This is a genomic window from Kribbella sp. NPDC031520 (assembly GCF_055580825.1).
Genome location: NZ_JBVIKS010000006.1, coordinates 310,200 through 335,929 on the forward strand (window position 1 = coordinate 310,200; position 25,730 = coordinate 335,929).

Below are 25,730 nucleotides of genomic sequence, written 5' to 3' on the forward strand. Positions count from 1 at the left end.
CCGGCACAGCGGCTATGGCTTCAGGTAGGTGTCGACGTCGGATAGGACGTCGGACAGTGGGCGGTGCATGTCTAGTTGGAGGTAGTTGTCCGAGGGGCGTTGCGTGCGGTTCATTGCGTCGCGGAAGAACGCCTCGCCGTCGACCAGGTCGTTGCCTAGGTCCGGTGGTGGTTGGTTCACGCCTCGGCGGTGGGTTCGTAGTCGCGGCCGTTGAGCGAGTCTCTTGTCGAGGAGGTTCAGGTCGTGGAGCTGGCACTCGATGTACTTGTAGGTCGCGTTGTGCTGTCTGGCTATTTCCATGCCCTCGGTCAGGATTCTCGGCCAGAAGCACGGGCTGTCCATGATTACTGGGTGGCCTTGGGTTAGGACGTGGCGTGCTTGGGCGTACATGACTTCGTACGCGGCCTTGGTGCTCGCGGTGAGGTCGAAGCCGGCCTCGAGGATTGCGGACTTGATGACGTCGTAGTCGACGGCGACCGCGCCCTGAGTGGCGACGACGTGGGCGGCGACGGTGGACTTCCCCGAGCCGGGAACACCTGACATCTGTAGCAGGAACATCGTGTTCGAAACCTCCACGCCTTTGTGGCGAGCCACCTTAGCAACATGGTCGCGTGTTCTGGTCGGAGTCGTTCGATGAACTCGTGGGTGAGCTGGCGTACGGGGATTGCTGGTTCAGCTCACCCGCGTGGGCGAAGCGGAGGGAGCGGGTGGCGGCGGCGAGCGTCGCGATTCGGGCGGTGGGGTGGTGAGGAAGTCAGCGAGGACTTTGCGGAGGCGTGTCTTGTCGTCGCTCATGAATCGCCGCTTAGTAGTCGTTCGCGGTGGGAGCTGGGGGAGGTGCCACGTGGTGTTGACGGGGTGGTTGCTGGTGGCAACTGGGTGGACCAGAAGGCCCGGTGTGCGGCGATTTCCAGAGGACCGGAGAGGTCTGCGGGAAGCTTGTGGGGCAGGCGGTTCGACGCGGACAGGTAGGCCAGGATTTCGGACGTGGGGCGGTTGTGGTTCGGTTCTGGGCTGCAGGATGTGGAGATGGTTAAGTACCTGCTTACTGCTGCGGCTGTTTACCTCGGTGCGGTCGGTCTTGCATTGCTGATCGTGCCGGCGCAGTTCGGTGTTGGTGCTGTGCCGGTGGATGCATCGCCTGAACTGCTTGCGTTGATCAGGCTGCTTGGTGGGCCGTTTCTGGGGATCGCGTTGCTGAACTGGCTGACGCGTGGGGCGGCGAGTGGCCCGGTGTTGTTGGCGAATCTCGTCGGGTTCGGCGTTGTCGCTGCCAACGATGTCGTTGGGATTGCCACCGGTGATTCGCGTGATCTCGCGCGGGTGTTCGTGGTGGTGCATCTGGCGTTCACGGCAGCGTTCGCCGTTGCCGTGTCACGTCAAGCGCGAGCTTGAGTCTGCCGGAACGTCCGCGGACTCACCCCGAACTTGGCCGCGAACGCCTGCCGCAAGGTCTCGGCCGAGCTGAATCCGCAGCGGCGCGCGATCTGTGACAGTTGCAGGTCGGTCGTCGTCGCCAGGCGGGCAGCGATCTCGAGCCGGATCCGGCGTACGGCGTTGGCGGGTGATTCGCCGGTGTGCTCGCGGAAGAGCCTGGTCAGCTGCCGGGCGCTGACGCCCGCGCGGGCAGCGAGCGCGGCGACGCTGAGGTCCGCGTCGGGGTGGGCGAGGACGTAGTCGGTCACCGTCCGCACGCCGGCGTGGTCCGGTCGCGGCGCGGCGGTGAACATGCTCATTTGCGCCTGGTTCCCGGGCCGCTGCAGGTAGGTGACCATGCCCATCGCGACCCACCGTGCGAGTTCGGCGCCGTGGTTCTCCTCGATGAACGCCAGCGTCAGGTCGAGCGACGCGGTTACGCCGCCGGAGGTCGCGACGGCGCCGTCACGGACGAAGATCGGTGACGAGTCGACCTGGACGTCGGGGTAGGACCGTTCGAGCTCGGCGGCATACAGCCAGTGCGTCGTCGCGCGCTTGCCGTCGAGCAGGTGCGCCGCGGCGAGTACGGTCGCGCCGGTACAGACCGAGGCGATCCGCCCGGCACCGGCAGCGAGCCGCCGTACGTGCCGTACGAGTTCCTGGTCGCGGGCTGCCGCCCGATGGCCCGAACCACCCGAGACGATCAAGGTGTCGACGCGCCGAATCGTCTCGAGCCGGGCCTGGGCCTGCAGGGTTAGCCCGGTCTCGCAGCGGACCGCCTTGCCGCCGACGGTCGCGAGTACAACCCGGTACGGCGGAGCGGCGCCGAGCCGGTTCGCCAGCGCGAGCGCGGTCGTGACGCAGGCGATGTCGACCAGCTCCGCGTCGTCGTACCCGACGACCACGACCCGGTGCGCGAGCATGCGCCCACCGTACTGCGATCCGACGAGGCCGGTAGGACCCGTATCCCAGGAATCCAGCCACGCCCCTCGACGTCGCGTACGGTGGCCGCGAAGCTCACGTTGTCGGAAGGACAGGTGGATGACCGAACTCGAGCCCGAGTACGCTCGGCGCGCGATCGCCGAACACACCCGGCAGTTGGCGGAATCAGCCGCCGCGGCCGGACCGGATGCTGCGGTGCCGACAGCTCCGGAGTGGACCGTCACCAACCTGGTCGAGCACGTCGGCCAGACCCAGAACTGGGTGGCGGAGATCGTCGAACGGCGTATCACCGATCCCACGCAGTTGCCGACCGAGGTGGTCGCGATGCCCGTTGACCCGGGCGAGTGGACGGGGTGGCTGGCGGAGTCCGCGCAACGCCTCGTGAAGGCGTTCGCCGACGACGCGCTCGAAGCGCCGGTGTTCAACGCGGCGGGGGACGAGCGGACGGGAGGGCAGTTCTGGTTGACCGGCCAGGTCAACGAGGCGGTCGTCCACGGCTTCGACGCGGCCGTCGCGGCGGGTCGTTCCGTCGATGTCGACGCCGAGGTCGCGGCCGCGCTGATCAGCAACCACCTGGCGATGCTCACCTCTCCTACCTGGACGATGCAGCGGCCCGAGTCCGCGCAAGCGATCCGCGGCGACGGGCAGGTTCTGCGGTGGCAGGCTACGGACGCCGGGTCTTGGTTCGTTGTACGACGGCCTGACGGGGCGGCGCTGCAAACCGGAACTGAGCACGCCGATGTGACGATCACCGGGCCGGCCCGATCGCTGCTGCTGACGTTGACTCGGCGGGTTCCGCTGACCGGCAGCGACATCACTGTCGACGGCGACGCGGACCTCGCACAGCACTGGCTCGACAACACCGCGCACGTCAGCGGCTGACCACCACCGAGTTGCCCGCTGGCAAGCCACCCGAGCTCGGCGTCACATTCGGGCGCGGAGTACGTCGAACTCGGCGCCGGGGGTGTTCGGGTCGAAGCCGTGTTCGATCAGCCAGCGGGAGGCTCGGAGGCTGCGTAGCGACCACCAGGCCTCGATCACGTCCACGTCGACATCGGTGCCGTAGCCGGCGAGCAGGTCGTCGAGGCATTCCTCGTGTCCGAGCGTCAGGACGGCCAGGTCGTTCATCGGGTCGCCCTTGCTCGCCTCGGACCAGTCGATGATCCCGGTGACCTCGTCGCCTTCGGTGAAGATGTGGGTGATCTGCAGGTCGCCGTGCGCGAACACCGGTTTCCACGGCCGGAACGCCCGCTCCGCGACCTCGCGGTTGCGGTTGACCAGGTCGGCCGGGAGTACGCCGTTCGCGATCAGCCAGTCGCATTCACGGTCGAGCTCCGCGGCGATCTCCTCGCCGGCCGGAGCGGACCACGGCGGTAACGGTGCCTCGTGCAACTTCCGTACGGCGGCCCCGGCCGCGGCCCAGGCGTCCGGCGACGCGGGCGACGGCTCACCCAGTACACCGAGAGCAGTCCCTCGTACGGCGCTCAGCGCGAGGACATGCGGTTTCCGCCAGAGGATCTCCGGCGTCGGTACCGGCGCCAGTTGCATCGCCTCGACCTCGACCTCAAGGTTGCCATCGTCGGCGTCGACCTTCAGGAAGGTGTCCCCGACGCGCAACGTCGTCCGCTCGCTGTGAGCAACAACAACCTGAACCTCATCCACGCCGCCATTCTCACGGGACCGCTCGACAACGTCACCCAGTTTTATCCCGTGAGAGCACAGCGAGGGATGGCTGATCTTGAGGTCAGGCCGGCGGGTTGAGGACGGCGTCGAGGAGGCCGGGGAAGCGGGTGTTGAGGTCTGTTCGGCGGAGGCTGAGGATCCGTTGCGAGCCTTGGATGCGGGCGTGCAGGATGCCGGCTTCGCGGAGGACCTTCTGGTGGTGGGAGAAGGTCGATCGGCTCATGGTCAGGCCGGCGTCGGCCTGGAGGCGGGTGCAGTCGGATTCGCCGAGGCGGTCCAGGGCCCGGACCGTGAGCAGGCGGCCTTGGTCGCCCAGGGCCGCCAGGACCTTGGTGAGTTCGAGTTCGGACACCTCGGGGTGCATGCCGTCTGTCGTGGTTGCGCTCACCGGTTCATCGTAGGTCACTTCGGAGAACATGTCGACGTTTGTCGAAGTGTTCGATAAAGTTCGACGCCATCGAAGATCATCGAACACCCATCGACCACCTGGAGACGCTCATGTCATCGGTTCGGCGCGCTGTGCTTCCTGTCGTACTCGCGGCGCTGTTCATGTACGGGTTCGACCTCAATGTCGTGAACGTCGCGATCCCCTCGCTGCAACGCGAACTGCACGCCGGCCAGGCGGCGCTCGAGCTGATCGTCGGCGGGTATGCGTTCAGTTACGCCGCCGGCCTGGTCACCGGTGGGCGGCTCGGTGACCTGTTCGGGCATCGCCGGATGTTCCTGCTCGGGATGGCCGCGTTCACGATCGCCTCGGTGCTCTGCGGGCTGGCCGGATCGCCCATCCAACTCGTTGCCGCCCGGCTGCTGCAGGGGCTGGCCGCTGCGATGATGGTGCCGCAGATCCTGGCGCTGATCGTGAGCGGTTACGCACCGGCCGCCCGGCCGAAGGCGCTGGCGTGGTTCGGCGTCACAGCTGCGGTCAGCGGGGTGTTCGGCCAGGTCCTGGGTGGTCTGCTGCTCAACGCCGACGTACTCGGGCTGGGCTGGCGCGTCATCTTCCTGCTCAACCTGCCGGTCGGCATCGTCGTACTGGCCGTCGCGGCGCGCGTACTGAAGGCCCAGCCGCGTCGCGAGGTATCGCTCGATCCGGTCGGTGTCGTCGGAGTTTCCGGCGCGCTCGGCCTCGCGCTCGTGCCGCTGGTTCTCGGTCGTGAGGAGGGGTGGCCCGTCTGGTGCTGGGTGCTGCTGATCGCCGCGATCCCGGCAGCGGTGCTGACGGTGGCGTACGAACGGCGGCTGCTCGCTCGTGGCGGCTCGCCGCTGTTGGACGTACGGCTGTTCGGTGTCGGCACGTTCCGCGCCGGCCTCGTCGTCAGCATCGCGTTCATGGCGTACTTCTCCAGCAGCATCTTCGTCATCAGCCTGCTGCTGCAGAACGGGCTCGGCCTGTCTCCGCTGCAAGCAGGACTGGCTTTCGCGCCGATGGCGCTTGCGGGAATCGTCGCCCCGCTGGCCGGCCGGCGGTGGATCGTTGCGTACGGCGCCGCGCGCGTGATCCTGGTCGGTTGTGCGATCGACCTACTGGGTACTGTCGCTCTCGCGGTCGCCCTGCACAGCGAGGCGGGTGTGGTGTGGCTCGCGATCACGCTCGCCCTGCTGGGACTGGGGAACACGCTGATCCTGCCGGCGCTGATCGGTGTCGCGCTGACAGACGTGCAGCCCGAGCAGGCGGGAGTCGCGTCCGGGACGCTCAACACCACCCAGCAGTTCGCCGGGTCCGCCGGTCTGGCGGTGCTCGGGACTGTCTTCTTCGGTGCGCTCGGCAACCATCCGGCCGGTGCGCGGGGCTACGCGGCGGCCGCCGAGCTCGTCGTTTGGGTCAGTGTCGCGCTGGTCGTGGTGATGGCTGCTGTCACCGCGCTGCTGCTCAGGCGGGGATCGGTGCGACCGACGACGAGCGGTACGACGCCCGTCGCATGGTCGCGTTCCTGACGGCCGGCCTCACTGCGTGACGTGGACCGTCGGACGGTAGATCAGCTCCTGGGTGTTGCCGTCGAAGGTGCGCGATTCGAGTAGCTCGAGGTCGAAGTCGAGCGCGCCGCCGAAGACCGGGTCGGTGCCGGTTTGTCCTGTGATGACAGGGAAAATGGTCAGCTGGATCCGGTCGACCAGACCGGCCGCGAGCAGTGCCCGGTTCAGCGACAGGCTGCCGTGCGACCGCAGCGGTACGTCGGACTCCGCCTTGAGCCGGCGTACCACCTCGACGGCATCGCCCGAGGCGACGGTCGCGTCCGGCCAGTCGAGCGGTTCCTGAAGAGTGGACGAGATGACCGTGGTGGGCAGTTCCCGCATCCGCCGGATCCACGGGTCGTACGTAGCGACGTCGCCGGTCAGCAGCATCGCGTTCACTCGATGCGTGGTGGCGCCGAGGACCAGGCGCTGATCCTCGCGGTACTGCTCGAGCCGGTGCTCCAAGAACTCCGGCCCCTGCTTGCCCCAGTACCCACCCCAGTCGCCGCTGTGCGAACCGAAACCGTCCAAGCTGCTGAAAACATCGAAGGTGTACATCCTGGTCGTCCTTCCGGGTTGGCTTTACCCCTGCAACGAACTCTCGTTGGCCGATTCGACAGCGCGGGCGCGGACGTATTTCGAGTAGCGCACCGTGAAGACGGCCGGGACGGCGAACGAGGCGATCCGGAGGATGACGATCGGCGTGACCAGGTGCGGCGCGGCCGCGGTGATGACGGCGGCGGCGATGCCTTCGACGGTGAAGGTGATCGCCCACACCGTCGTGATGATGACGTTCGTACGGCGGAACACCGGGTTGTCCCAGATCTCCCGCGGAACCATCGTCCGCGCGATACCGAGCGTGAACGGCTGCCGGATCGCCAGCGAACCCCACGCGGTCAGCGCGAGCCAGGCCGACGACAGAGCCAGCAGGTGCTCGTGCAGCGGCGCGTCGGGAAGGGCGAACGCGACGAGGCTGACCAGCGCGAAGAACGCCGCGGCGCTCACCTCGATCACCATCGACTCGAGCCCTTTGCCGGCGGAAAGCTCCCACGCGACGAGAGCGACCGCGATGACCAGGCCGATCAGCGCGCACAGCCGCCAGTCCAGCTTGGTGGTGGCGATCGCGTAGATGATCCACGGTGCGAAGCTGCGAAGGTAGCTCATCGGGACATCCTGCCAGTGGGTACGGCCGGTTGCGGTCAGTTCGAGCAGTACACCGACGTCATCCAGTTGGCTGGCGGGGCTCGGCTGGTCAGGGCTGTAGCAACGCCTTGATTGCCTGGCGTTGGTCCATGGCTTCGTACGCCTTGGCTGCGTCCTCCAGCGGAAGGGTGAGGTCGAAGACCTTGCCGGGGTTGATCTCGCGGCGGGAGATCAGGTCGATCAGAGTCGGCAGATACTGGCGTACGGGCGCCGGTCCGCCGTGCAGGTGGACGCCGGAGAAGAACAGCTCGTCGCCGGGCAGGCTCACATCGTGGGCGACACCAACGTAACCGACATGACCGCCGGCACGCGTCGAGCGGATCGCCTGCATCATGGACTCCTGGGTGCCGACGGCCTCGATGACGCTGTGTGCGCCGTACCCATTGGTGAGCTCCTTGATCCGCGCGACACCCGCGTCCCCGCGTTGGGTGACGATGTCCGTTGCGCCGTAGTCCAACGCCAGCCGCTGCCGCGGTTCGTGCCGGCTCATCGCGATGATCCGCTCGGCGCCGAGTTGCTTGGCGGCGAGTACGCCGAGCAGGCCGACCGCGCCGTCACCGACGACCGCGACCGTCTTGCCCGGCCTGGCCTCGGCGGCGACCGCGGCGAACCAGCCGGTGCCGAGTACGTCGGAAGCGGCCAGGAAGGACGGGACCAGGTCGGCGTCGGGCGTACCCGGAACGGCGACCAGCGTGCCGTCAGCGAGCGGTACCCGGGCGAGCTCGGATTGGGTGCCGATGGCACCCATCAGCTCGGCGTGCACGCACCGGGACTGGTAGCCGGCCCGGCAGATCTCGCAGGTGTTGTCGGAGGCGAAGAACGAGCCGATCACGAAGTCACCGGGCTGCACGGTGGTCACCGCGGACCCGATCTCCGCGACGACCCCGACGTACTCGTGCCCCATCGGCGTCGGCCCGTCGAGCTTGTCCTGACCGCGGTACGGCCACAGGTCGGAGCCGCACACGCAGGTCGCGCTCAGCCGGATGATCGCATCGGTCGGTTGCTGCAGGACCGGGTCCGGCCGGTCCTCGACCCGGACGTCGCCGGGTCCGTACATCATGACTCCACGCATGGGAGGGAACCTTTCTGGTTGCTGATCAGTGCAAGGAGGGAAAGGGTGGTGAGAGCGAGCACGATGGCGGCCATCGGTACGGCGGTCCGCTCGCCGCCGAGGCCCGCGAGTGGAGCGACGACCCCGGCCATGCACCACTGCAGGAAACCCAGCACGGCCGAGCCGGTGCCGGCCTGGTCGGGGACTTGCGCCGAGGCCAGCGCTCCGGCGTTCGGGCCGACCAGACCCTGGGCGCTCATCAGTACGAAGAACCCGATCAGCGCGAGTGGGAGCGGCATACCGAACCAAACCGCGCCGACGAGCAGGACCGCGCCGGCGGTACCGGTCGCTGCGAGCCCGGCGAGGACGACGGCGCGGGTCGGAACCCGATCAGCCAGCCGCGCCGCGACCAGCGTGGCGATCGTCAGACCGACTGCGTTGAGCGCGAAGTCCACCGAGTACTGGACCGGGGAGAGGCCGTTCATCGACTGCAGTACGAACGCCGACGTGGCGACGTACGCGAAGATCGTGCCCATCGAGAACGCGAACACGACCAGGTAGCCGGTGAAGCCGCGGTTCCGCAGTACCTGATTGCTGAACCGCGCCGGCTCGCCGCGGACTGTCTCCGGTACGCGGGCCGCGACCGTCACCACCATGAGCGCGGCCAGCGCGGAGATCACCCAGAACGACACGCGCCAGTGCGACAGTTGCAGAATCGCCGCGCCGAGCAGCGGACCGGCGATCGGCGCGACGCCCGCGATCCCGGAGACCAGGTTCATCGTCCGAACGAGCCGGGCGCCGGAGGTCAGGTCGACGACGACCGAACGCGCGATGACCATCGCCCAGCCGCCGCTGAACCCCTGGACCAGCCGGGCGATCATCATCACGCCGATCGACGGGCTGAACGCGCACAGCGCCGAGGCCGCGGTCAGGACCAGCAACGAGACGAGGAGCGGACGCCGCCGGCCGACCCGGTCCGAGAACGGCCCTCCGACGAGCTGACCCAGCGCCATGCCGACGAAGAAGGTCGTCAGCGTGAGCTGTACCTCCGTCGCGCTCGCGTCGAGGTCGTGGGCGACCAGCGGGAACGCGGGGACGTACATGTCGGTGGCCAGCGGGGCGATCGCGGTGATCAGCACGACCGTGGCCAGTACGGTCGTGGTCAGCGCAGGTGCGGCTGGTCCGGCTGGTGCCGGCGCGTGCCCGGTGGTCAGGGTCATCTGGTTCCTCTCGGCAGCTCTTGCTTTTCCATGCAAGCGCCGGGAATCACCGCGAAGAAGGCCCGCTCGAGAGGTGTACCAGCAGTACATCCCTCGCCCGATCCGCCGCCGGTACTGTCGATGACATGGACAACAAGGCCGAGGTGCGGGAGTTCCTGACCTCGCGGCGGGCGAAGCTGACGCCGTCGGAGGTCGGACTGCCGAACGTGGGCCGGCGGCGGGTGCCCGGGCTGCGGCGGCACGAGGTCGCCATGCTCGCCGGAGTCAGCATCGAGTACTACGCGAAGCTCGAACGTGGCGCGATCGCCGGGGCCTCGTCCGCGGTGCTCGAGGCGATCGCGCAGGCGCTCCGGCTCGACGACACCGAACGCGCGCACCTGCTCGACCTCGCCCGGGCTGCCGACGGCATCCCGACCTCCGGGCGGCGCCGCCGTCGTCCGGCCGCACCAACCACCTCGCGAGCGAGCCTGCAATGGGCGTTGGAGGCAATCACCGACGGGGTCGCGTTCGTCCGCAACCCCGCGCAGGACCTGCTCGCGACGAATGCGCTCGGGCGGGTGTTCTACTCGCCGGTGATCGGGGAGGGCGGCCGGACCCCGAACCTGGCCCGGTTCCAGTTCCTCGATCCGGCGTCGCGGGACTTCTACCCCGACTGGGACCTGTTCGCGCACATGTGTGTCGCGATCATGCGGGCCGAGGCCGGCCGCGATCCGCACGACCGCGGGCTGCAGGATCTGGTCGGCGAACTGTCCACCCAGAGCGAGACCTTCCGCCGGCTGTGGGGCTCGCACGACGTCCGGACCCACGGCGCCGGCACGAAGCGGTTCCACCATCCCGAGGTCGGGGAGCTCACGCTCGCGTACGAAGAACTCGCGGTGACCGCCGAGCCGGGTCTGATCCTGATGCTCTACACAGCCGAGCCCGGCTCACCGTCCGCGGAGAAGCTCCAGTTGCTGGGCTCGCTGGCCAAGAGCGTGCCGAGCAACAGGTAGTGCACCTGCGGGACGGTGTACGCGTGGATGCATCCACGCTCAGGTGCACTAGCCAGCAGCGGGATACCTCCTGTCGTTCGGCCCCGCATCACGCCTGCGTGAGGGTGATGTTGCCGCCGTGGGTGCGGGCGCGAACCGGGACGGTGCGGGGTGCGGCGTCCGTGTTGTCCAGGTGGTTGAACACGCGGCCGACCGACGTACGAGCGTCCAAGGCTGCGGTGGTGCCGGCGGGGACGGTGACGGCGACCTCGCCGGTGGCGGTGTAGAGGTCGACGGGGCCGGTGCCGCAGGTGCCGACGCGGATGTCGCCGTTGGCGGTGCGGACGTGGACCTCGGCGGCTGCCTCGTCGACGGTGACGTTGCCGGTGGCCGACTTGGCACGGACGTTGCCGGTGGCGGCGGTGACGTGGATGTCGCCGTTCGCGGTCTTCAGCTCGCAGGCGCCGACCCGGCCCTCGACGACGTAGTCGCCCTTCGCGGTGTAGCCCTGCAGGTCGGAGCCGGCCGGTAGTTCGATCAGGACCTCGACCGCGCCGTACCGCTTGCTGAAGATCGAGCGCAGCTTCGGGTGCCTGACCTGCAGTTTCCCGTCGGCGTACTCGACCACCACCTGCTCGGCGGCCTTCACATCGAGGTCCCACGACGGGTCGGCCGGGCGGACCTCGACGACAGTGTCGGTCCGGTCGCCCGCCCGGACGGTGATGGTGCCGAAGATGATGTCGATCGCGGCGGAGATCGGTGCGGGGGTGTCGAAGGTAGACATGTGATCGCTCCCAGAATCGTTGGTACCGGCAACACTGGCCGAGCGCGCTGACAAGGCCCTGCGACCGGCTCTGACACGGGGGCGGCACGGTGTAGGCGGCGTGTCAGGTGCGTGTCAGGGGTCCTGCCGAAGGTTGTCCCATGACAACTTCGGCGATCGCGGTCACAGGACTGCGCAAGGCATTCGGCGACAAGACCGTGCTCGACGGCATCGACCTCGACGTCCCCGTGGGCACCGTCTTCTCCCTGCTCGGCCCGAACGGGGCCGGCAAGACGACAACGGTCAACGTGCTCACCACGTTGACGAAGGCCGACGGCGGTACGGTCCGGGTGGCCGGCCACGACGTCGCGTCCGAGGCCAAGGCGGTCCGGGCCGCGATCGGCGTCACCGGTCAGTTCGCGGCCGTGGACGAGCTGCTCACCGGCCGCGAGAACCTCCAGCTGATGGTGGATCTGAGCCCGGCGAACGTCGACAAGCGGATTGTCGACAATCTGCTGGAGCGGTTCGACCTGGTCGAGTCCGCGGACAAGGCGGCGGCGACGTACTCCGGTGGTATGCGCCGCAAGCTCGACCTCGCGATGACGCTGGTCGGCGACCCGCAGATCATCTTCCTCGACGAGCCGACCACGGGTCTCGACCCGCGCAGCCGGCGGACCATGTGGACGATCATCCGCGAACTGCTGGCCGACGGCGTGACGATCTTCCTCACCACGCAGTACCTCGACGAGGCCGACCAGCTGGCCGACCGGATCGCGGTCCTCGACAAAGGCCGGTTGGTTGCCGAGGGCACCCCCGAGGAGCTCAAGCGGCAGCTCCCCGGCACCCACGTCCGGTTCCGGTTCGGCTCGATCGAGGAGCTCGACACCGCCGCCCGGATCTTCCCCGACGCGACCCGCGACGACGACGCGCTCGCGCTCCGGGTCCCCAGCGACGGCGGTACCCGGTCCGTTCGCACCCTGCTCGACCGACTCGACGAGTACTCGCTGAACGCCGACGAGTTCTCCGTCAACACCCCTGATCTCGATGACGTATTCCTGGCCCTGACCGGCCACGACACCGCGGAGGTAGTCGCGAAATGAAGAACCCCTCGATGGTGATGCTGCGCCGCAACCTCAAGCACATCGCCCGCAACCCGACGTCGGTGTTCAACGCCGTGCTGATGCCGGTCGTGGTGATGCTGATGTTCGTCTACATGCTCGGTGACGCCTTCAGCGTCGGCGTACCGTACGTCGACTACGCGACGCCCGGCATGCTCCTGCTGGCGGTCTGCTACGGGCTCGGCGCGGTGGCGACCGCGGTGAACTCCGACATGACCAAGGGCATCATCAACCGCTTCAAGGTGATGGACGTGCCGCGCGGCGCGGTCCTCACCGGGCACGTGATCGCCAGCGTGCTGACCAACCTGATCGCGATCGCCGCGATCATCGGGGTCGCGTTCGCGCTCGGGTTCGACCCGTCGGCGAGCTTCATGCAGTGGCTCGGCGTGATCGGTCTCGTCGTACTGCTCGGCATCGCGACCGCGTGGCTGACCGTCGCGCTCGGGCTGTTCGCGAAGAGCCCGGAGACCGCGGGGCTCGCCTCGGTACCGCTCGTGATGCTGCCGTTCTTCAGCAGCGCGATCGTGCCGGCGGACAAGATGGGCCCGGGCGTGAAGCAGTTCGCGCAGTACCAGCCGTTCACGCCGATCATCGAGTCGCTGCGCGGCCTGCTGAACGGCGCACCGCACACCGGCGACCTGATCGCCGCGTTCGCCTGGTGCCTCGGGATCGCGGTCGTCGGTTACATCTGGGCGACCTCGACGTTCAAGAAGCGAGCGTGACCTCGACGAGCTCTCGCCAGCTCGCCTGCCGGCCCTCCTCCGTCGCCTCGGTGAACTTCGCGTCACCGAGGCGGCGCCGCGTTTCCTGCTCGCTCCGCGCCACGTCCGGGTTCGAGCGATCGGGCAGCCCGCGGACGGCGGCACTGGCGGCGAGCAGCCGTGCGGCCTGCTCGTCCTGGTCGGTGCGCAAGGCAAGGTCCGCGATCCCGACCAGCATCTGCGCGATACCGGGGACGTGCCCGCCCTCGGCCGCCGCCTGGAACGACGCGCTCCGGTGCTGCCAGACCTCGTCCGGATCCGCGGTCAGGTAGCCGAGCTGGTCCTCGATCATCGCCCGCAGGTTGGGACTTTCCGCGTCGCGCCCGAGCATGGCCGTCGCGCGGTCCAGCTGCCGGCGGGCCTCCTCTGGGTCACCCTCCCAGCGCGCGAGCTCCGCCTTGGACAGCGCCAGCTCGACGAGCGCCTCCGGCCAGGCGACCCGCTCCGCCTTCTGCTGCGCTTCCTCCATCGCGGCTGCGCTCGCCTTCTGATCGTCCGCCAGCCAGTACAGCTGGGCCTGCCGCGACCGCATCCGTACGACGTCCTCGGTCGCGCCGACCTCCGCGGCAACCGCGACCGCCTGCTCGTAGTACTCGCAGGCCTCGGCGAACTGCCCGCGGACGGCGAGCCTGTCCGCCAGCTCGGTCAGCGCGAACGACATACCCCAGCGTTCGCCGATCGAACGGAACTCCGCCAGTGCGGTCTCCAGGGCGACGTCCGCGTCCAGATCGCCGTCGCCGAGCATGATCCTCATCTTCCCGGTCTGCAGCCGCGCCAACGCCCGCACCCACGGATCGTCCTCGGTCAGCAGCTCCTCGAACGCCGCGACGAACGAACTGGGCCCGTCGAGCAGGCGTTCCAGTGCCTGTGACATCGTCACGGCCGGGTGCGGGTTGTCGATCCGGCGGCTGATCTCGGCCGACTTCCGGATCCACTCCTCCGCGTCGTACTGGTCGCGGCCGCGGCCCGACGACATGATCCCGGTGACGAACGCGTACACCACGGCGCGGACCTCGTCCGGTACCTCGCCCGGGAGCAGGGGCGCCGCGAGCAGGAACTCGTTGCCCTCGACCTTGTGCCCGGCGAACCACCAGTACCAGCCGGCCGCCGCAGCCAGCCGCATCGCGCCGACGCCGTCGCCGGCCGCGATCGCCGCCCGCATCGCCGCGGCGATGTTGTCGTGCTCCGGTTCGAGGATCGCCAGCCAGTCGAGCTGCTCGGCGCGGCGCAGGTGCGGGTCCGCGGTCTCGACCAGCTCGGTGAAGTAGACGAGATGGGTACGCCTGGTCGTGTCGGTCTCGCCCGCCTCCTCGAGACGTTGCTGGGCGTACTCCTTGATCGTGCCGAGCAGCCGGTACCGCTGGTCGTCCTTCGTGACGACGAGCGACTTCTCGGTCAGCGCCGTGAGCAGGTCGAGGACCTCCCACGACTCCACCTCTCCACCGGCGCAGACGTGCTCGGCCGGCTCCAGGCCGGCACCTCCCGCGAAGACGGACAGCCGGCGCAGTACCGCGCGCTCTGCGTCGGAGAGCAGCTCCCAGCTCCAGTCGACCACCGCGCGGAGCGTGCGGTGCCGGGGGAGGGCCGTACGGCTGCCTCCGGTCAGCAACCGGAAGCGGTCGTCGAGACGGTTGGCGAGTTGTTCGAGCGACATCGTGCGCAGCCGGGCCGCCGCGAGCTCGATCGCCAGCGGCATCCCGTCGAGCGCGCGGCAGATCCGCGCCATCGTCGCGGGATCCGGAGCGAGGTCCGCACGTACGGCGCTCGCGCGATCCTGGAGGAGCCGTACCGCCGGGGAGGCGCCGATCTCGGCGGAGTCCGCCGTTGCCGTTGGGAGTACCAACGGTGCGACCGGCCAGAGCGCCTCGCCGGTGATGCCGAGCGACTCGCGGCTGGTGGCGAGGATCCGCAGCCGCGGGCACTCGCCGAGTACCCGGTGCGCGAACCGGGCGGCCGAGTCGATCACGTGCTCGCAGTTGTCCAGGATCAGCAGCATCGCCCGCTCGCGGAGGGCGGCGATCACGCGGTCGGTCGGATCCGTCTCCGGTACGTCGCCGAGCAGCGCGTCCCGCAGCGCGAGCGCGCCGAGCGTCGCCTGCGCCACGTCCCCGTCCGCGCCGATCGCGGCGAGTTCGACCATCCACGCACCGTCGGGGAAGTCGCGGACGACGGTCCGGGCGGTCTCGGTCGCCAGGCGGGTCTTGCCCGATCCACCCGGCCCGATCAGCGTGGTGAGGCGGTGCTCGGCGATCAGGTCGCGGACGGTACGGACGTCGGCGTCCTTGCCGACGTACGTCGTGAGCTCCTCGCGCAGGTTGGTGCTGCGCTTCTCGTCGCGCCGTACCAGCTCGCCTCTGAGCAGGGCGACATGCAGCGCGGACAGTTCGGGGGAGGGGTCGACGCCGAGTTCGTCGGCGAGGGTTTCGCGGGTGCGCTCGTACACGCGGAGCGCCTCGGTGTCGCGGCCGGAGGCGACCAGCGCGCGCATCAGGGCGGCCACCAGGCGTTCCCGGACCGGGTGCGCGGCGACCAGGTCGGTCAGCTCGGTGACCAGGTCGGCGCCGTTGCCGAGCGCGATCTCGGCGTCGTACCGGTCCTCCATCGCGGCCAGCCGCAGGCCGTCGAGCCGCGTGACTGCGGCGTCGAACGCGCCGCTCTCGGTGAGCCCGATGTCCTGCATCGCAGCCCCACGCCAGAGTGCGAGCGCCTCGCGGAGCTTTTGGACGTCCTGGTTGGTGCGTGCCTGTGTCAGGAGGCGTTCGAACCGTACGGCGTCCACGTCGTCGGGGTCGATCCGCAGCCGGTAACCGTCCGTGTTCCCCTCGACCGGCAGCACCTTCCGCAGCCGGGAGACAAGCCGCTGCAACGCGTTCGCCGCGTCGGCCGGCGGCTGCTCCCCCCAGATCCAGTCGACCAGCGTCCCCTTCGGAACCACCCGCCCCGCATCCAGCGCCAGCGCGACCAACAACCCCCGCAGCCGAGCCCCCGGCACGTCGACGACGCCCCCGTCGTCACCACGTACCTCGAACGACCCCAGCATCCCAATCAGCACCCGCCAGATTTTGCCACGCCTCCGCGCCGCCGAACCCCTCGGCCACGGGGTCGGCGACGGTCAGCGGGTGGCCTGCTTGACCAGGGCAACGATCTTCTTCTCGAGGGCCGGGGTCAGTTTGGTGATGGCGTAGGAGGTGGGCCACATGTCGCCGTCGTCGAGTTGGGCCTTGTCGCTGAAGCCCAGGGTTCCGTAGCGGTACTTGAACTTCGCGGCGTCCTGGAAGAAGCAGATCAGCTTCCCGTTCTTGGCCCAGCCGGGCATGCCGTACCAGAGCTTCGGCGTCAGTTCCGGCACCGCCTCGAGGATCAGCTCGTTCAGCCGGGCGGCGATCTCGCGGTCGCCGTCCGCCATGGTCGCGATCTTCGCCAGCTGCGCCTCCGCCGGGTCCTCCTTGCTCTTCAGGTCCTTCGCGTGCTCCTTCATCGCGTCCCGCTCGGCGGCGGTGAACCCGTCGTACGACTTCGCCTTCGTGGTAGCCATCGGACTGCCTCTCTCTTCGTCGGTGCTCCAAACACTAGGAGCTGCCCGGCACCTGCCGCTTCTCGAATCCTGATCGATCGGAGAACCGACGAAGAGTCAGCGTTTGCGATAGACCGCGGTGTAGGTGGTGTTCACCGCCGGTGCGGTGATCGTGTGGCTCTGCGGACCTCCGTCGGACCACGAGGAGAAGTTGTACGTGAACTTGTTGAACTGCTGTGGTGACGGCGCGCTGACCGAGTTCGCCGAGCCGACGACGACGGTGACGGAGAACGGGGTCGAGCGCGGTGCCTCGTTGACGACCATGTTGGTCAGGTTGAGGCCGCCCGGAGTGGTCCGGAACGTCAGTACGACGGTCCGCGGGTCAAGGCGGACCGATGTCGTCGAGGACAGGCCTCCGGAATCGGTCGCGGTCAGACTCAGTTCGAGCCAGCACGGATAGGCGTGGTCCGGTGCGTTGAAGAATCCCGAACTACCGCTGAAGGTCTGCAGGTCGTGTGCGTGGCAGTCGGACGGCGTGATGCAGTGCTGCAGCGTCAGCTTCCAGCTCAGCGCGGACGCTGGCAACGTCCCGTCCTGTTGGTCGGTCGCGTGGCCGCTGAAGTCGATCCGGTCACCGACCTTCCAGGTCAGGCTCGGACTGGGGGTGTCGATCACCGCGGTCGGGGCGGTGTTGCCGGCCGTCACCGTGACGGAGGTCGTGTCCGTCGCTCCGTGGTTGTCCGTGACGCGGAGGCTCGGGTGGTACGTCCCCGCCGTGTTGTAGGTGTACGTCGCAGTCGCGCCGGTCGCGTCGCCGAACGTGTCGTCGCCGTTGAGATCCCACGAGTAGCTGAGCGGCGAACCCTCGGGATCGGACGACGCGGTGCCGTCGAAGTTCACTGTCAGCGGGACGGCTCCGCTCGACGGGGTCGCCGTGAACGCCGCGGTCGGCGGCTGGTTGGCGGCCGTGTAGGTGATCCGGTGTACGGCGCCGTTCTCCATGTCGACGTAGAACAGGTCGCCGCCCGGACCGATCTTCAGGTCGACCGGATGCCCGGCCGCGGCCCCCGTCGAGTCGACACCGACGAACGACTGCAGCCTGGCCGGATCCGGCAAGCCGTTCGTACCGGGCAGCATCGCCCAGATCTCGTCCCGGGTGTGGTCGGCGAAGAACAGCGCGCCGTTGTACGCCGACGGATACGATCCGGTTTGGTAGAACGCGATCCCGGTGATCGACGAGCCGCCGGTGTGGCAGCCGGTGTAGTTCACCACGCAGGCGCTGTGGTTGTAGGTGTAGTACGGCGCGACGACCGAACCCGGAGTCGAGTAGAGCGACGAGCACAGGGACAACCCGGCGCCCTGGTACCCGCCCTGTGGGTCCGTGCCCTCGTAGCAAGGCCAGCCGAAGTTGGACGCTGTCGTCGGCGACACCACCCGGTTGATCTCTTCCCACGTGTTCCACCCGACATCGCCGATCCACAGCTCGTCGGTCCCCGGGCGCTGCGTGATCCGGAACGGGTTGCGTACGCCGTACGCCACGATCCGCCGCGCGTTCGGATCCGTCGACGAGAAGAACGGGTTGCCGGGTACGCCGGCGCCCGTGGTCGGGTCGACGCGGAGGATGGCGCCGTCGAGGGTCGCCGGACCGCTCGGACGGCGGACGCTCTGACTACGCAGCGCGCCACCCTGCGCGGTCGGTGGAGTCAGCGCAGTACCGGCCGAGCCCGGCGGATCTCCGCAGGGGTTTGCCTGGTCGCCGGTGTACGTCGCGCCGTACTGACCGTAGTCGACGTTGTTGAAGCTGGCCCCGTCGCCACCGCTGGCGTAGAGGTAGCCGTCGCGCCCGAACAGCAGCGTGCCGATCGAGTGGCTGGGGAACTGCTGGCACCAGTCGTTGATCAGTACTTGTTCCGTACCGGTCATCACGTTGCCGCTGATCTGCAGCCGGGACAGCCGGGCCGACACCATGCAGCCGTCGGTGGTCGGGCCGGGCGGTGTCAGGCAGCCGTCGTTCCAGCGCGGCGCGGTGCCGCCGATCGCGGCGTCGTACGCGTAGAGCACGTAGATGTACGGATCGGTGGGGAAGTTGGGTGCTACGGCGAGGCCGAGCAGGCCGCGATCCCAGAAGTCGTCGACCTGCGTCGACAGGTCGGCGACAGTGACCGGATTGGTATCCGTCAGGCTCTGGAAGACCTTGATCACGCCGTTCTTCTGACCGACGAAGATCCGCCCGTCCGGCGCGAACTGCAGCACCGTCGGGTTGGTCAGCCCGCTCAGGACGACGGAGTCGCGGAACCCGGCGGGCAACGTCTCCGCCCGGGCCGCGCCTTGCGTGAGTATCGCCGCGAACAGAAGCATCGCGGCCACTATGCTGATCCGCCCGCGCGTAGTCCTACCCAGACGCAACATCTCGCCCCCCACTTGTCAGCGCTTCAGACCCCTCCGCGCGCTGTCCGCTCATTGCAGCATGCCCCGCGCCAACCGTCGAGGGGGTAGCTGCCCGCAACCAGCCGGTCGCTCTGGACGACACTGGAGGTGTGAACCGACAGGACGATCTCGCCGCCGAGGGTGAGCCGGAGAAGGAGTTCAACCCCGGGATCGCTGCCCGCTTCCCGCGCAAGACCGCCGCGGGCGGCGCGCTGATCCGGGACCGCGCCGGCCGCATCCTCTTCCTCGAGCCGACCTACAAACCCACCCTCGACATCCCCGGCGGCGTCGTCGAGCCCAACGAGTCGCCGTACGAGGCCTGCCGCCGCGAGGTCAAGGAGGAGATCGGCCTCGACCTGGAGATCGGCCGCCTCCTCGTCGTCGACTGGGTCCCCGCCCACGGCCCGTGGACCGACTCCCTCGCCTTCATCTTCGACGGCGGCGTCCTCGACACCCCACTCCTCACCCTCGACCCCACCGAAGCCCGCTCCCACCACTTCCTCACCCTCGAAGAAGCCACCCCCCACCTACGCCCCTCAATGGCCCGCCGCCTCACCCTCGCCCAACAATCCCTCACCACCGGCACCCCCACCTACGCCGACTTCGGCCACCCCCGCTGATCCCGCACATCCCGAAGCCGTTCGGCGCGGCAGGGTTTCATTCGTGCTGCAGGCAGTTCGTCTTGACGGAGGTGTGATCAGCTGACGGCGTTGGCGAGGAGCGGTGTGTAGTCGCCCGCGTCCGCGGTCCGCAAGGCGTCGAGGTACTGATATCGCGCGGTGCTCGCGGCAGCGCCGCTCCGGGCTCCCCAGCTCAACGCCTCGGAACCAAGACCTAGCGACTCGGCGAGCGCGCCGGCGATCAGCCGGGCATGGCGGCCGTTGCCGTTCACGAACGGATGAACGAACACAAGACGGTGGTGGAACCGGACACAGATCTCCAATGGTTCATAGGTGTTCCGCTCGATCCAGTAGGTCACGTCCCCGAGCAGCAGGTGCAGCTCCTCCGGGATACGTGCGGGTGCGATGCCGATCGTCGTGTCGCGTTGCCGCGGTTTCCCGGCCCAGGTCCATACGTCCCCGAACATCCGCCGGTGCAACTCCCGGAGGAAGGCATGCTGCAATACGTCGTCCGCCGTCGGCTGCTGGTCGCCCAGCCAGAGCACCGCGTCGGCGATGTTCGCCGCTTCGGCGTCGTTCAACTCCTCCCGGGTGGAGATCCAGGAGTACTCCTCGGTCAGGTACTGGGCGTCATCGGCGTCGACCGGAGTCTGCCCGTCTGCCGATCCGCCGAGCTCCATCAGGCGGCAGGCCGGGCAAGCCGATGCTCGACGATCTTGCGGAGCACCCGCTGGAAGCCCTGGTCGGAGATCGGCTGCGCCTCCAGTCCCATCGTCCAGGCGATCTTCTGCGCCTTCGCGACGTCTTCCTGGGTCGGCTGCTCGTTCTGGGAGAGCACGCTGAAGTCCAGCACACGCAGCACGCCGAGTACTTTGTCGGCCTCCAGCCGGCGAGCACCGTTCTCGAGCCGGCCGAGCCACTCGCGCGAGACGCCCGCCCGGGCGGCCAGCTCAGCCTGGGTCAGGCCACGCCGGCGGCGCTCGGCCCGCACCTCCGCGCCGAGCTCCCGCATCTGGCCGATCGCCATCTCCGGCTCCCTCCAATGTGACGGTACTGTCACAGGATATCTCATCGCAGGCCAGCCCGTACTTATCGCTCGGCTTGACCTCAACTAAAGGTGAGGTCTTAGCGTCGGAGGTCTGTCGAGTCGAGGATGTGGTGGGACGTGCGGGCTGTTCGGTTCGCGCTTGAGCCGCCGTTCGTGCCTGGAGCCGGCGTCGCCGGAGTGGTGCGCTCGGTGGGAGCCGGTGTGGACGCGGAGTGGATCGGCAAGCGGGTGATCGCGGGCACCGGCGGTGTGGGGACGTACAACGGTGGTGGATATGCCGAGCAGGCTGTCGTACCGGCGACGGAAGTCTTCGAGGTGCCGGACGGTGTGGCGCTCGGAGTGGCGCTGGCGGCTTTGCACGACGGGTCGACGGCCTTCGCGCAGTTCGAGCGGGGCAAGGCCGTGGCGGGTGAGCGGGTATTGGTGACGGCCGCCGCGGGCAGCCTCGGCAGCTGGTTGATCCCGTTGCTCTCGGCAACCGGTACGACGGTCGTCGCCGCTGCTCGCGGGGAGGCCAAGCTGCAGCGTGCGAAGGAACTCGGTGCCGATGAGGTGGTCGACTACTCGGCGCCGGACTGGGCCGACGGGCTGGAGCCGGTGGACGTGGTCTTCGACGGCACCGGCGGTGCGATCGGCCGGGCCGCGTACGGGATCACCAGATCGGGCGGCCGGTTCCTCGGGTATGGTGCGGCGAGTGGTGACTTCACCGCGCCGGTCGAGGATCGCGACGACGTGACGCTGGTCGGCATCTTCCAGCCGGATCCGGGCGAGTGGCGGGAGCTGACCCGGCGGGCGCTCGACGAGTTGGCGCAGTACCGGATCGCTCCCACCGTCGGGCAGACCTTCCCGTTGTCAGAGGCAACAGCAGCGCATGCCGCGATCGAGGATCGCCGGACGGTCGGCAAGACGCTGCTGCTGCCCTGACCGCGTCAGGAGAACTTCAGGCGGACGATTACGTTGTCGATTGTTGACGGTGTGCCGCCGTTCTTGTCGTCGTTGGTGGAGGTGAGCCAGAGCCCGCCGTCCGGGGAATGGGTGACGCTTCGTAGGCGGCCCCAACGACCGGAGAACAGTGCCTGCGGAGTACCGACGCCGTTGCCGGCCGAGTTGATCTTGGTGACCCACAACTGCTCACCGGTGACGCCGGCGATGTAGATCCAGTCGTTGACGATCGCGATCCCGCTCGGGCCGGCCTGGGACGTCGGCCAGGTGCGCTTCGGTGCGACGTACCCGCCGCAGTCGCCGATCGTGCCCTCGCACGACGGCCAGCCGTAGTTGCCGCCCTTCTGGATCAGGTTCAGCTCGTCCTGGCTGTTCTCACCGAACTCCGACGCCCACAGTTGCCCACGCGAGTCCCACGCCAGCCCTTGCGGGTTGCGGTGCCCCCAGCTCCACACGTACCGCGCGTTGCCGCCGCTGCTGTAGAACGGGTTGTCGGACGGCGGCGTACCGTCAGGGTTCATCCGCAGGATCTTTCCGTTCAGCGAGTTCTTGTTCTGCGCGTTCCCGGAATTCTTGGCGTCACCAACGGTCGCGTACAACTTCCCGTCCGGACCGAACGCGATCCGCCCGCCGTTGTGGTACCGGTTCTTCGCGAGTCCGGTGAGCACCGGCGAGGACGTGGAACCGAGCTTCCCGTTCTCGTACTTCATCCGTACGATCCGGTTGTCGCCGGATGCCGTGTGGTAGAAGTACACCCAGTGGTCGCTGTCGAAGTTCGGCGACAGCGCGACGCCGAGCAAACCGCCCTCACCGCTGGTCGTGACCACGCCCGGCACCTTCCCGAGCGTGGTCTTCTGCCCGCTCGGTGTCACCCGCAGTACCTCGAACCGGTCCCGTTCGGTCACCAGCGCGGACCCGTCCGGCAGGAACGCCACGCTCCAGCCGAGGTCGACCTTCGCGATGTCCTTGTCGTATGAGGGGATGCCGCCGGTGCCGGTCGCCGAGGTCTTCACCGTCACCGCGTTGCTCGCGGCGGATGCATTGCCGTCAGGGTCACGCGCCTTGACGGTGAAGGTGTACTGCGTGTTCGCCGTCAGCCCGGTCGCGGTCGCGGTGAGAGAGTCGGTCGTCGCCACCTTCGTCGAGCCCTGGTACACGTCGTACCCGGCGATACTGCCGCTGTTGTCCGTGGACGCGTTCCACGCCAGCGAAACGCTGCTCGCGGTGACGCCGGTCGAGTGCAGGTTCCCCGGTACCGTCGGCGGTTGCGTGTCGCCGCTGCCCGGAGTGGTGAACGTGACCACGTTGCTCTGTTGCGAAGCGTTGCCTGCGGCATCGAACGCGCCGACCGAGATGTCGTACGACGTGTTCGGTGTCAAGGTGTCCACGGTCGCGGACAGAGTGTTGCCGTCGACAACCTTCAGGACGTTGCCGCCGCGGTTGAGCTCGTACCGCACCACGCCGACGTTGTCGGTCGCCGCCGTCCACGTGAACGTCGCGGCGTTCGACTTGAGGTCGCTGACGGTCAGATTGCCCGGCGCCGATGGAGGAGTCGTGTCGTCGGTGGTCGGCGTGACGGTGAGTTTGTCGGCGTTCGGGCCGCCGTCGGCGCTGGTCGCGCGGGCGCGGATCTTGTTCGTACCGGCGGTGAGTTGCAGGCGGACGGTCTTGGTCTTCCAGGTCGTCCACGCGCCGGTTCCCGGGAACGTGATGCCGACTGCGCCGGGCTGGCCGTTGACGGTGAAGTCCATCGGGCGGGTCGCGGCCGTACCGTTCGCGTACCGGAGGGTGACGTCGGCTGGACCAGCCGGGGCGGTGACGGTCCATTCGACGTAGCTGCCGGCCAGGTTGTCGTAGTTGACGAAACCGCTGCCGGTGTAGCCGGTGTGGTTGGACTCGACCACGCCTTGGGAGACGGTCGCGTCCTCGGCCTGGTAGTCGGTGGAGGCAGCGGTGGCGGAGGGGAGCGCGGTCAGCGAGAGCGCGCCGGCGGCGAGCGCGAGCGCCGCCGCGAACAGACGGGATGTCATGCGGGTCTCCTGGATTCCGGGGCGGAGGAGGTGCAGGGGACTAACTATTAGGAAAGCTTCCTAACGATCATCTCGTCTGTCAACAGCACGGACCGCCAGGCCTATGCAGTCGCGAGGACGGTCGGGCGGTACACGGTCAGGCCGTCGTCGTCGACGAGGGCGACCCGGACGGACTCCGGCGTGGAGTCCTGGTGCGGTACGGCGAACACCGCAGTCGCGCGGCGGCCGTCGTACCGGGCGGCGTAGCTCACGAACCGCCAGCCGTCCTCGTCCCAGTAGTCGTGGATGTCGGAACGCAGCAACCCGTCGACCGCGCGGTACGCCGGGCTGAGCAGCACGCGCCGCTGGGTTGCGGCGAGTGGGACGTGGTCGGAGGCGGTACCGGCGTACGGGTGGCTGAGCCGGATCTTCAACCGCCGGATCGGGAGGAGCCAGTAGCGGTCGAGCTCGGCGGACAACATGGCGAACGCTGCTGCCTCGAACACCAGCATCAGCAATCCCGCGCCCGCCGACCACCAGTTGGTTGTTGCGAAGGTCGCCAGCGTGGAAGTTGCCAGGAGCAACAAGGCGCGGGCGATCGCTCTGTTGCCGACGGGTCTCGCGGACTTGCCGGCGCAGCCGCAGGACGCCTCCGGTACGACGACCTTCGAGTAGATCAGAAAGCCGACGAACCCGACGGACAATGCGACAGCAGCCGCTGCCCCGATAGTCCAGGAAGCCAACAGGAGAAGGGCGATCAGGATCTCGAGCACGGCAACGGTCCGGTATGCCGTGACCGCCCGCGACTCGCCGGCTGCGCCGTCGGAGCCGAGTAGGTGAGGTAGGGCTGTGCGGGTGGCATGGTCGGGGGAGGTTAGTTTGCCGTACGCGGACCACGCCAGGATCAAGGCGATCAGGAGCGGCTGAGCAGCCGCTAGCTCTTCCATGTCAGTGCGACGTGTAGATGGTGGCGATGTCGATCTCGTTGGTGCCAGGACGCCAGGCGCCGATCACCTGGGCGTGCCGGCCGACCTTGAGCATCGACAGGTCCGTCACCGCGGGCGTGCCGTTGTACACGGCGGCCGTCGTACCGGGTTGTACGTGCCCGACGACCTTCTGCCCGTGGTGGTCGAACTGCACGCCGCTGCGGCTGATCGACGTGATCGCGACGGTCAGGTTGACGATGTTCACCCAGACCGACTCGGCGGCGAGGATCCCGTTCGGCAGCAGTACGCCGCGGGCGTACAGGCCGTCGCCGATCTTCGCCTGGTCGATCGTGGTCGGGTGGAGCTTCCAGACACTGGTGGCGGTGGTCAGCTGGATCCGGTGCAGCCGGCCGTCGGATCCGTGGACCTGCAGGAGATCCTGGTTCCGGCCGGTTACCACGCCTTCGGCGAAGTTCGGATCCGGCTGACCGGGGTCGGGGTACTGCGTCGCCGCCGCGAACGCGGCCTCGGGAGCGAGCGAACCCATCGCGCTGGCGGCGACGAGTCCGGTCGCGCCGAGGGCGGCGCGGGACAGGAGTGAGCGGCGGTCCATCGTTGCGGTCATCTCAGCTCACTCCTCAGCCGACGTCGATGTTCGCGGGGATCAGACCGGCACTCAGGCTCGCGATCGACGAGAACGCGGCCGGAGTGAGGTCGAGGAGGCGGTTCGCGGCGCACGTACCGCCGCAGCAGGCACGTTCACCGCAGAACAGGTCGGTCTGCGGACCGCAGTCCGCGATCGAGGTGACGACCCGGTTTCCGTTGCACAGGTTGGTGGTGGCGTGCCGGAACCCGCAGGTCCGCCGGCTCATCCCGGTGAATCCGCAGGTGTCCGGATGGGTGATGGCGTAACACGCGTCCGACGTGTTCGGCCAGGCGTGCTGGAAGTTCCCCGAGTTACAGGTGCCGCAGGCACCGTGCCCGGTGCTCGCGCAGGGTCCCCATGCGTTTCCGCAACAGAACCACGATGCTTCGCCGTTGAATCCGGCCATGACAGTTCCTCCTAGGCCTAGGGGGCGGACAAAGACCTACAGAAACTCTTTGTACTCCGATTGGGCGGAATCTCCCAGAGGTAATCGAGGAAACGGAAACTTTTTGCCTAC

General features: G+C 68.4%; 26 protein-coding genes. 8 read left to right on the forward strand and 18 right to left on the reverse strand.

The annotated features are described in order from the left end of the window. Nucleotides 1-12: 12 nt before the first annotated feature. Nucleotides 13-594, reverse strand: a complete 582-nt coding sequence (locus ACZ5BU_RS30465; RefSeq protein ID WP_465703875.1) for a P-loop nucleotide/nucleoside kinase family protein — start codon at nt 592-594, stop codon at nt 13-15. 435 nt (nt 595-1,029) lie between these two features. On the opposite strand from ACZ5BU_RS30465, the gene ACZ5BU_RS30470 reads away from it, so the two are divergent. Then, entirely contained in the window at nt 1,030-1,395 is a 366-nt protein-coding gene (locus ACZ5BU_RS30470) for a hypothetical protein (RefSeq protein ID WP_465703876.1), read from the forward strand. Here ACZ5BU_RS30470 and ACZ5BU_RS30475 read toward each other — a convergent pair. Then, nucleotides 1,380-2,339 carry a GlxA family transcriptional regulator gene (locus ACZ5BU_RS30475; protein ID WP_465703877.1) on the reverse strand — a complete coding sequence of 320 codons (960 nt, stop codon included), beginning with the start codon at nt 2,337-2,339 and terminating at the stop codon, nt 1,380-1,382. The two genes, ACZ5BU_RS30470 and ACZ5BU_RS30475, sit on opposite strands and share 16 nt — an antisense overlap. 118 nt (nt 2,340-2,457) lie before the next feature. Here ACZ5BU_RS30475 and ACZ5BU_RS30480 point away from each other — a divergent pair, with 118 nt between their 5' ends. Next, nucleotides 2,458-3,240, forward strand: coding sequence for a maleylpyruvate isomerase family mycothiol-dependent enzyme (locus ACZ5BU_RS30480; protein ID WP_465703878.1), 783 nt, complete (start codon nt 2,458-2,460; stop codon nt 3,238-3,240). A gap of 42 nt (nt 3,241-3,282) precedes the next feature. Here ACZ5BU_RS30480 and ACZ5BU_RS30485 read toward each other — a convergent pair whose 3' ends face one another. Both ACZ5BU_RS30485 and ACZ5BU_RS30490 read right to left on the reverse strand, forming a co-directional pair. Continuing rightward, the gene (locus ACZ5BU_RS30485) at nt 3,283-4,020 is read right to left on the reverse strand and encodes a phosphotransferase (protein WP_465703879.1); all 738 of its coding nucleotides are present in this window, start codon (nt 4,018-4,020) and stop codon (nt 3,283-3,285) included. A gap of 82 nt (nt 4,021-4,102) precedes the next feature. Then, the gene (locus ACZ5BU_RS30490; RefSeq protein ID WP_465703880.1) at nt 4,103-4,429 is read right to left on the reverse strand and encodes an ArsR/SmtB family transcription factor; all 327 of its coding nucleotides are present in this window, start codon (nt 4,427-4,429) and stop codon (nt 4,103-4,105) included. 110 nt (nt 4,430-4,539) lie between these two features. On the opposite strand from ACZ5BU_RS30490, the gene ACZ5BU_RS30495 reads away from it, so the two are divergent. Further along, nucleotides 4,540-5,976 (forward strand): MFS transporter, encoded by a 1,437-nt coding sequence (locus tag ACZ5BU_RS30495; protein ID WP_465703881.1) that lies wholly within the window; start codon nt 4,540-4,542, stop codon nt 5,974-5,976. 9 nt (nt 5,977-5,985) lie between these two features. On the opposite strand, the gene ACZ5BU_RS30500 is transcribed toward ACZ5BU_RS30495, so the two are convergent. From ACZ5BU_RS30500 to ACZ5BU_RS30515, 4 genes are all read right to left on the reverse strand, one after another. Continuing rightward, nucleotides 5,986-6,552: a dihydrofolate reductase family protein gene (locus tag ACZ5BU_RS30500; protein ID WP_465703882.1), complete on the reverse strand. Its 567-nt coding sequence runs from the start codon at nt 6,550-6,552 to the stop codon at nt 5,986-5,988. Between the two features lie 24 nt (nt 6,553-6,576). Further along, complete coding sequence (locus ACZ5BU_RS30505; protein WP_465703883.1) at nt 6,577-7,158, reverse strand: hypothetical protein; 582 nt, start codon at nt 7,156-7,158, stop codon at nt 6,577-6,579. 88 nt (nt 7,159-7,246) lie between these two features. Then, entirely contained in the window at nt 7,247-8,269 is a 1,023-nt protein-coding gene (locus tag ACZ5BU_RS30510; RefSeq protein ID WP_465703884.1) for a zinc-dependent alcohol dehydrogenase family protein, read from the reverse strand. Further along, nucleotides 8,254-9,468, reverse strand: a complete 1,215-nt coding sequence (locus tag ACZ5BU_RS30515) for a multidrug effflux MFS transporter (RefSeq protein ID WP_465703885.1) — start codon at nt 9,466-9,468, stop codon at nt 8,254-8,256. The genes ACZ5BU_RS30510 and ACZ5BU_RS30515 overlap by 16 nt, the downstream gene beginning before the upstream one ends. 125 nt (nt 9,469-9,593) lie before the next feature. On the opposite strand from ACZ5BU_RS30515, the gene ACZ5BU_RS30520 reads away from it, so the two are divergent. Then, the gene (locus ACZ5BU_RS30520) at nt 9,594-10,460 is read left to right on the forward strand and encodes a helix-turn-helix transcriptional regulator (protein WP_465703886.1); all 867 of its coding nucleotides are present in this window, start codon (nt 9,594-9,596) and stop codon (nt 10,458-10,460) included. A gap of 88 nt (nt 10,461-10,548) precedes the next feature. Here ACZ5BU_RS30520 and ACZ5BU_RS30525 read toward each other — a convergent pair whose 3' ends face one another. After that, complete coding sequence (locus tag ACZ5BU_RS30525; RefSeq protein WP_465703887.1) at nt 10,549-11,223, reverse strand: DUF4097 family beta strand repeat-containing protein; 675 nt, start codon at nt 11,221-11,223, stop codon at nt 10,549-10,551. Nucleotides 11,224-11,363: 140 nt separating this feature from the next. Between ACZ5BU_RS30525 and ACZ5BU_RS30530 the strand changes: the two genes are divergently transcribed. Further along, nucleotides 11,364-12,302, forward strand: a complete 939-nt coding sequence (locus ACZ5BU_RS30530; protein ID WP_465703888.1) for an ATP-binding cassette domain-containing protein — start codon at nt 11,364-11,366, stop codon at nt 12,300-12,302. Continuing rightward, on the forward strand, nt 12,299-13,042 hold the full coding sequence (locus tag ACZ5BU_RS30535; protein WP_465703889.1) for an ABC transporter permease: 744 nt from the start codon (nt 12,299-12,301) through the stop codon (nt 13,040-13,042). The genes ACZ5BU_RS30530 and ACZ5BU_RS30535 overlap by 4 nt, the downstream gene beginning before the upstream one ends. Here the strand turns inward: ACZ5BU_RS30535 and ACZ5BU_RS30540 are convergent. The 3 genes from ACZ5BU_RS30540 to ACZ5BU_RS30550 form a co-directional block, all read right to left on the reverse strand. Next, nucleotides 13,026-16,133, reverse strand: a complete 3,108-nt coding sequence (locus tag ACZ5BU_RS30540) for an AfsR/SARP family transcriptional regulator (protein ID WP_465703890.1) — start codon at nt 16,131-16,133, stop codon at nt 13,026-13,028. The two genes, ACZ5BU_RS30535 and ACZ5BU_RS30540, sit on opposite strands and share 17 nt — an antisense overlap. A gap of 60 nt (nt 16,134-16,193) precedes the next feature. Beyond that, complete coding sequence (locus ACZ5BU_RS30545; RefSeq protein ID WP_465703891.1) at nt 16,194-16,616, reverse strand: iron chaperone; 423 nt, start codon at nt 16,614-16,616, stop codon at nt 16,194-16,196. Between the two features lie 96 nt (nt 16,617-16,712). Further along, nucleotides 16,713-18,953, reverse strand: a complete 2,241-nt coding sequence (locus ACZ5BU_RS30550) for a PQQ-dependent sugar dehydrogenase (protein WP_465703892.1) — start codon at nt 18,951-18,953, stop codon at nt 16,713-16,715. A gap of 179 nt (nt 18,954-19,132) precedes the next feature. Between ACZ5BU_RS30550 and ACZ5BU_RS30555 the strand changes: the two genes are divergently transcribed. Further along, nucleotides 19,133-19,642 carry an NUDIX domain-containing protein gene (locus ACZ5BU_RS30555; protein WP_465703893.1) on the forward strand — a complete coding sequence of 170 codons (510 nt, stop codon included), beginning with the start codon at nt 19,133-19,135 and terminating at the stop codon, nt 19,640-19,642. A 77-nt stretch (nt 19,643-19,719) separates the two neighbouring features. Here the strand turns inward: ACZ5BU_RS30555 and ACZ5BU_RS30560 are convergent, their stop codons facing one another. Both ACZ5BU_RS30560 and ACZ5BU_RS30565 read right to left on the reverse strand, forming a co-directional pair. Then, entirely contained in the window at nt 19,720-20,322 is a 603-nt protein-coding gene (locus tag ACZ5BU_RS30560; RefSeq protein ID WP_465703894.1) for a mobile mystery protein B, read from the reverse strand. Further along, on the reverse strand, nt 20,322-20,669 hold the full coding sequence (locus ACZ5BU_RS30565; protein WP_465703895.1) for a helix-turn-helix domain-containing protein: 348 nt from the start codon (nt 20,667-20,669) through the stop codon (nt 20,322-20,324). Before ACZ5BU_RS30565 ends, ACZ5BU_RS30560 begins: the two co-directional genes overlap by 1 nt. Before the next feature lie 138 nt (nt 20,670-20,807). Between ACZ5BU_RS30565 and ACZ5BU_RS30570 the strand changes: the two genes are divergently transcribed. Further along, on the forward strand, nt 20,808-21,614 hold the full coding sequence (locus tag ACZ5BU_RS30570; protein ID WP_465703896.1) for a zinc-binding dehydrogenase: 807 nt from the start codon (nt 20,808-20,810) through the stop codon (nt 21,612-21,614). Between the two features lie 5 nt (nt 21,615-21,619). On the opposite strand, the gene ACZ5BU_RS30575 is transcribed toward ACZ5BU_RS30570, so the two are convergent. The 4 genes from ACZ5BU_RS30575 to ACZ5BU_RS30590 all read right to left on the reverse strand — a co-directional run bounded on the left by ACZ5BU_RS30575 (nt 21,620) and on the right by ACZ5BU_RS30590 (nt 25,619). Continuing rightward, nucleotides 21,620-23,662, reverse strand: a complete 2,043-nt coding sequence (locus tag ACZ5BU_RS30575) for a PQQ-dependent sugar dehydrogenase (RefSeq protein ID WP_465703897.1) — start codon at nt 23,660-23,662, stop codon at nt 21,620-21,622. Nucleotides 23,663-23,763: 101 nt separating this feature from the next. Next, nucleotides 23,764-24,588: a MauE/DoxX family redox-associated membrane protein gene (locus ACZ5BU_RS30580; protein ID WP_465703898.1), complete on the reverse strand. Its 825-nt coding sequence runs from the start codon at nt 24,586-24,588 to the stop codon at nt 23,764-23,766. A gap of 1 nt (nt 24,589) precedes the next feature. Further along, entirely contained in the window at nt 24,590-25,192 is a 603-nt protein-coding gene (locus ACZ5BU_RS30585; RefSeq protein WP_465703899.1) for a cell wall protein, read from the reverse strand. 13 nt (nt 25,193-25,205) lie between these two features. Then, complete coding sequence (locus ACZ5BU_RS30590; protein ID WP_465703900.1) at nt 25,206-25,619, reverse strand: RlpA-like double-psi beta-barrel domain-containing protein; 414 nt, start codon at nt 25,617-25,619, stop codon at nt 25,206-25,208. Nucleotides 25,620-25,730: the final 111 nt, after the last annotated feature.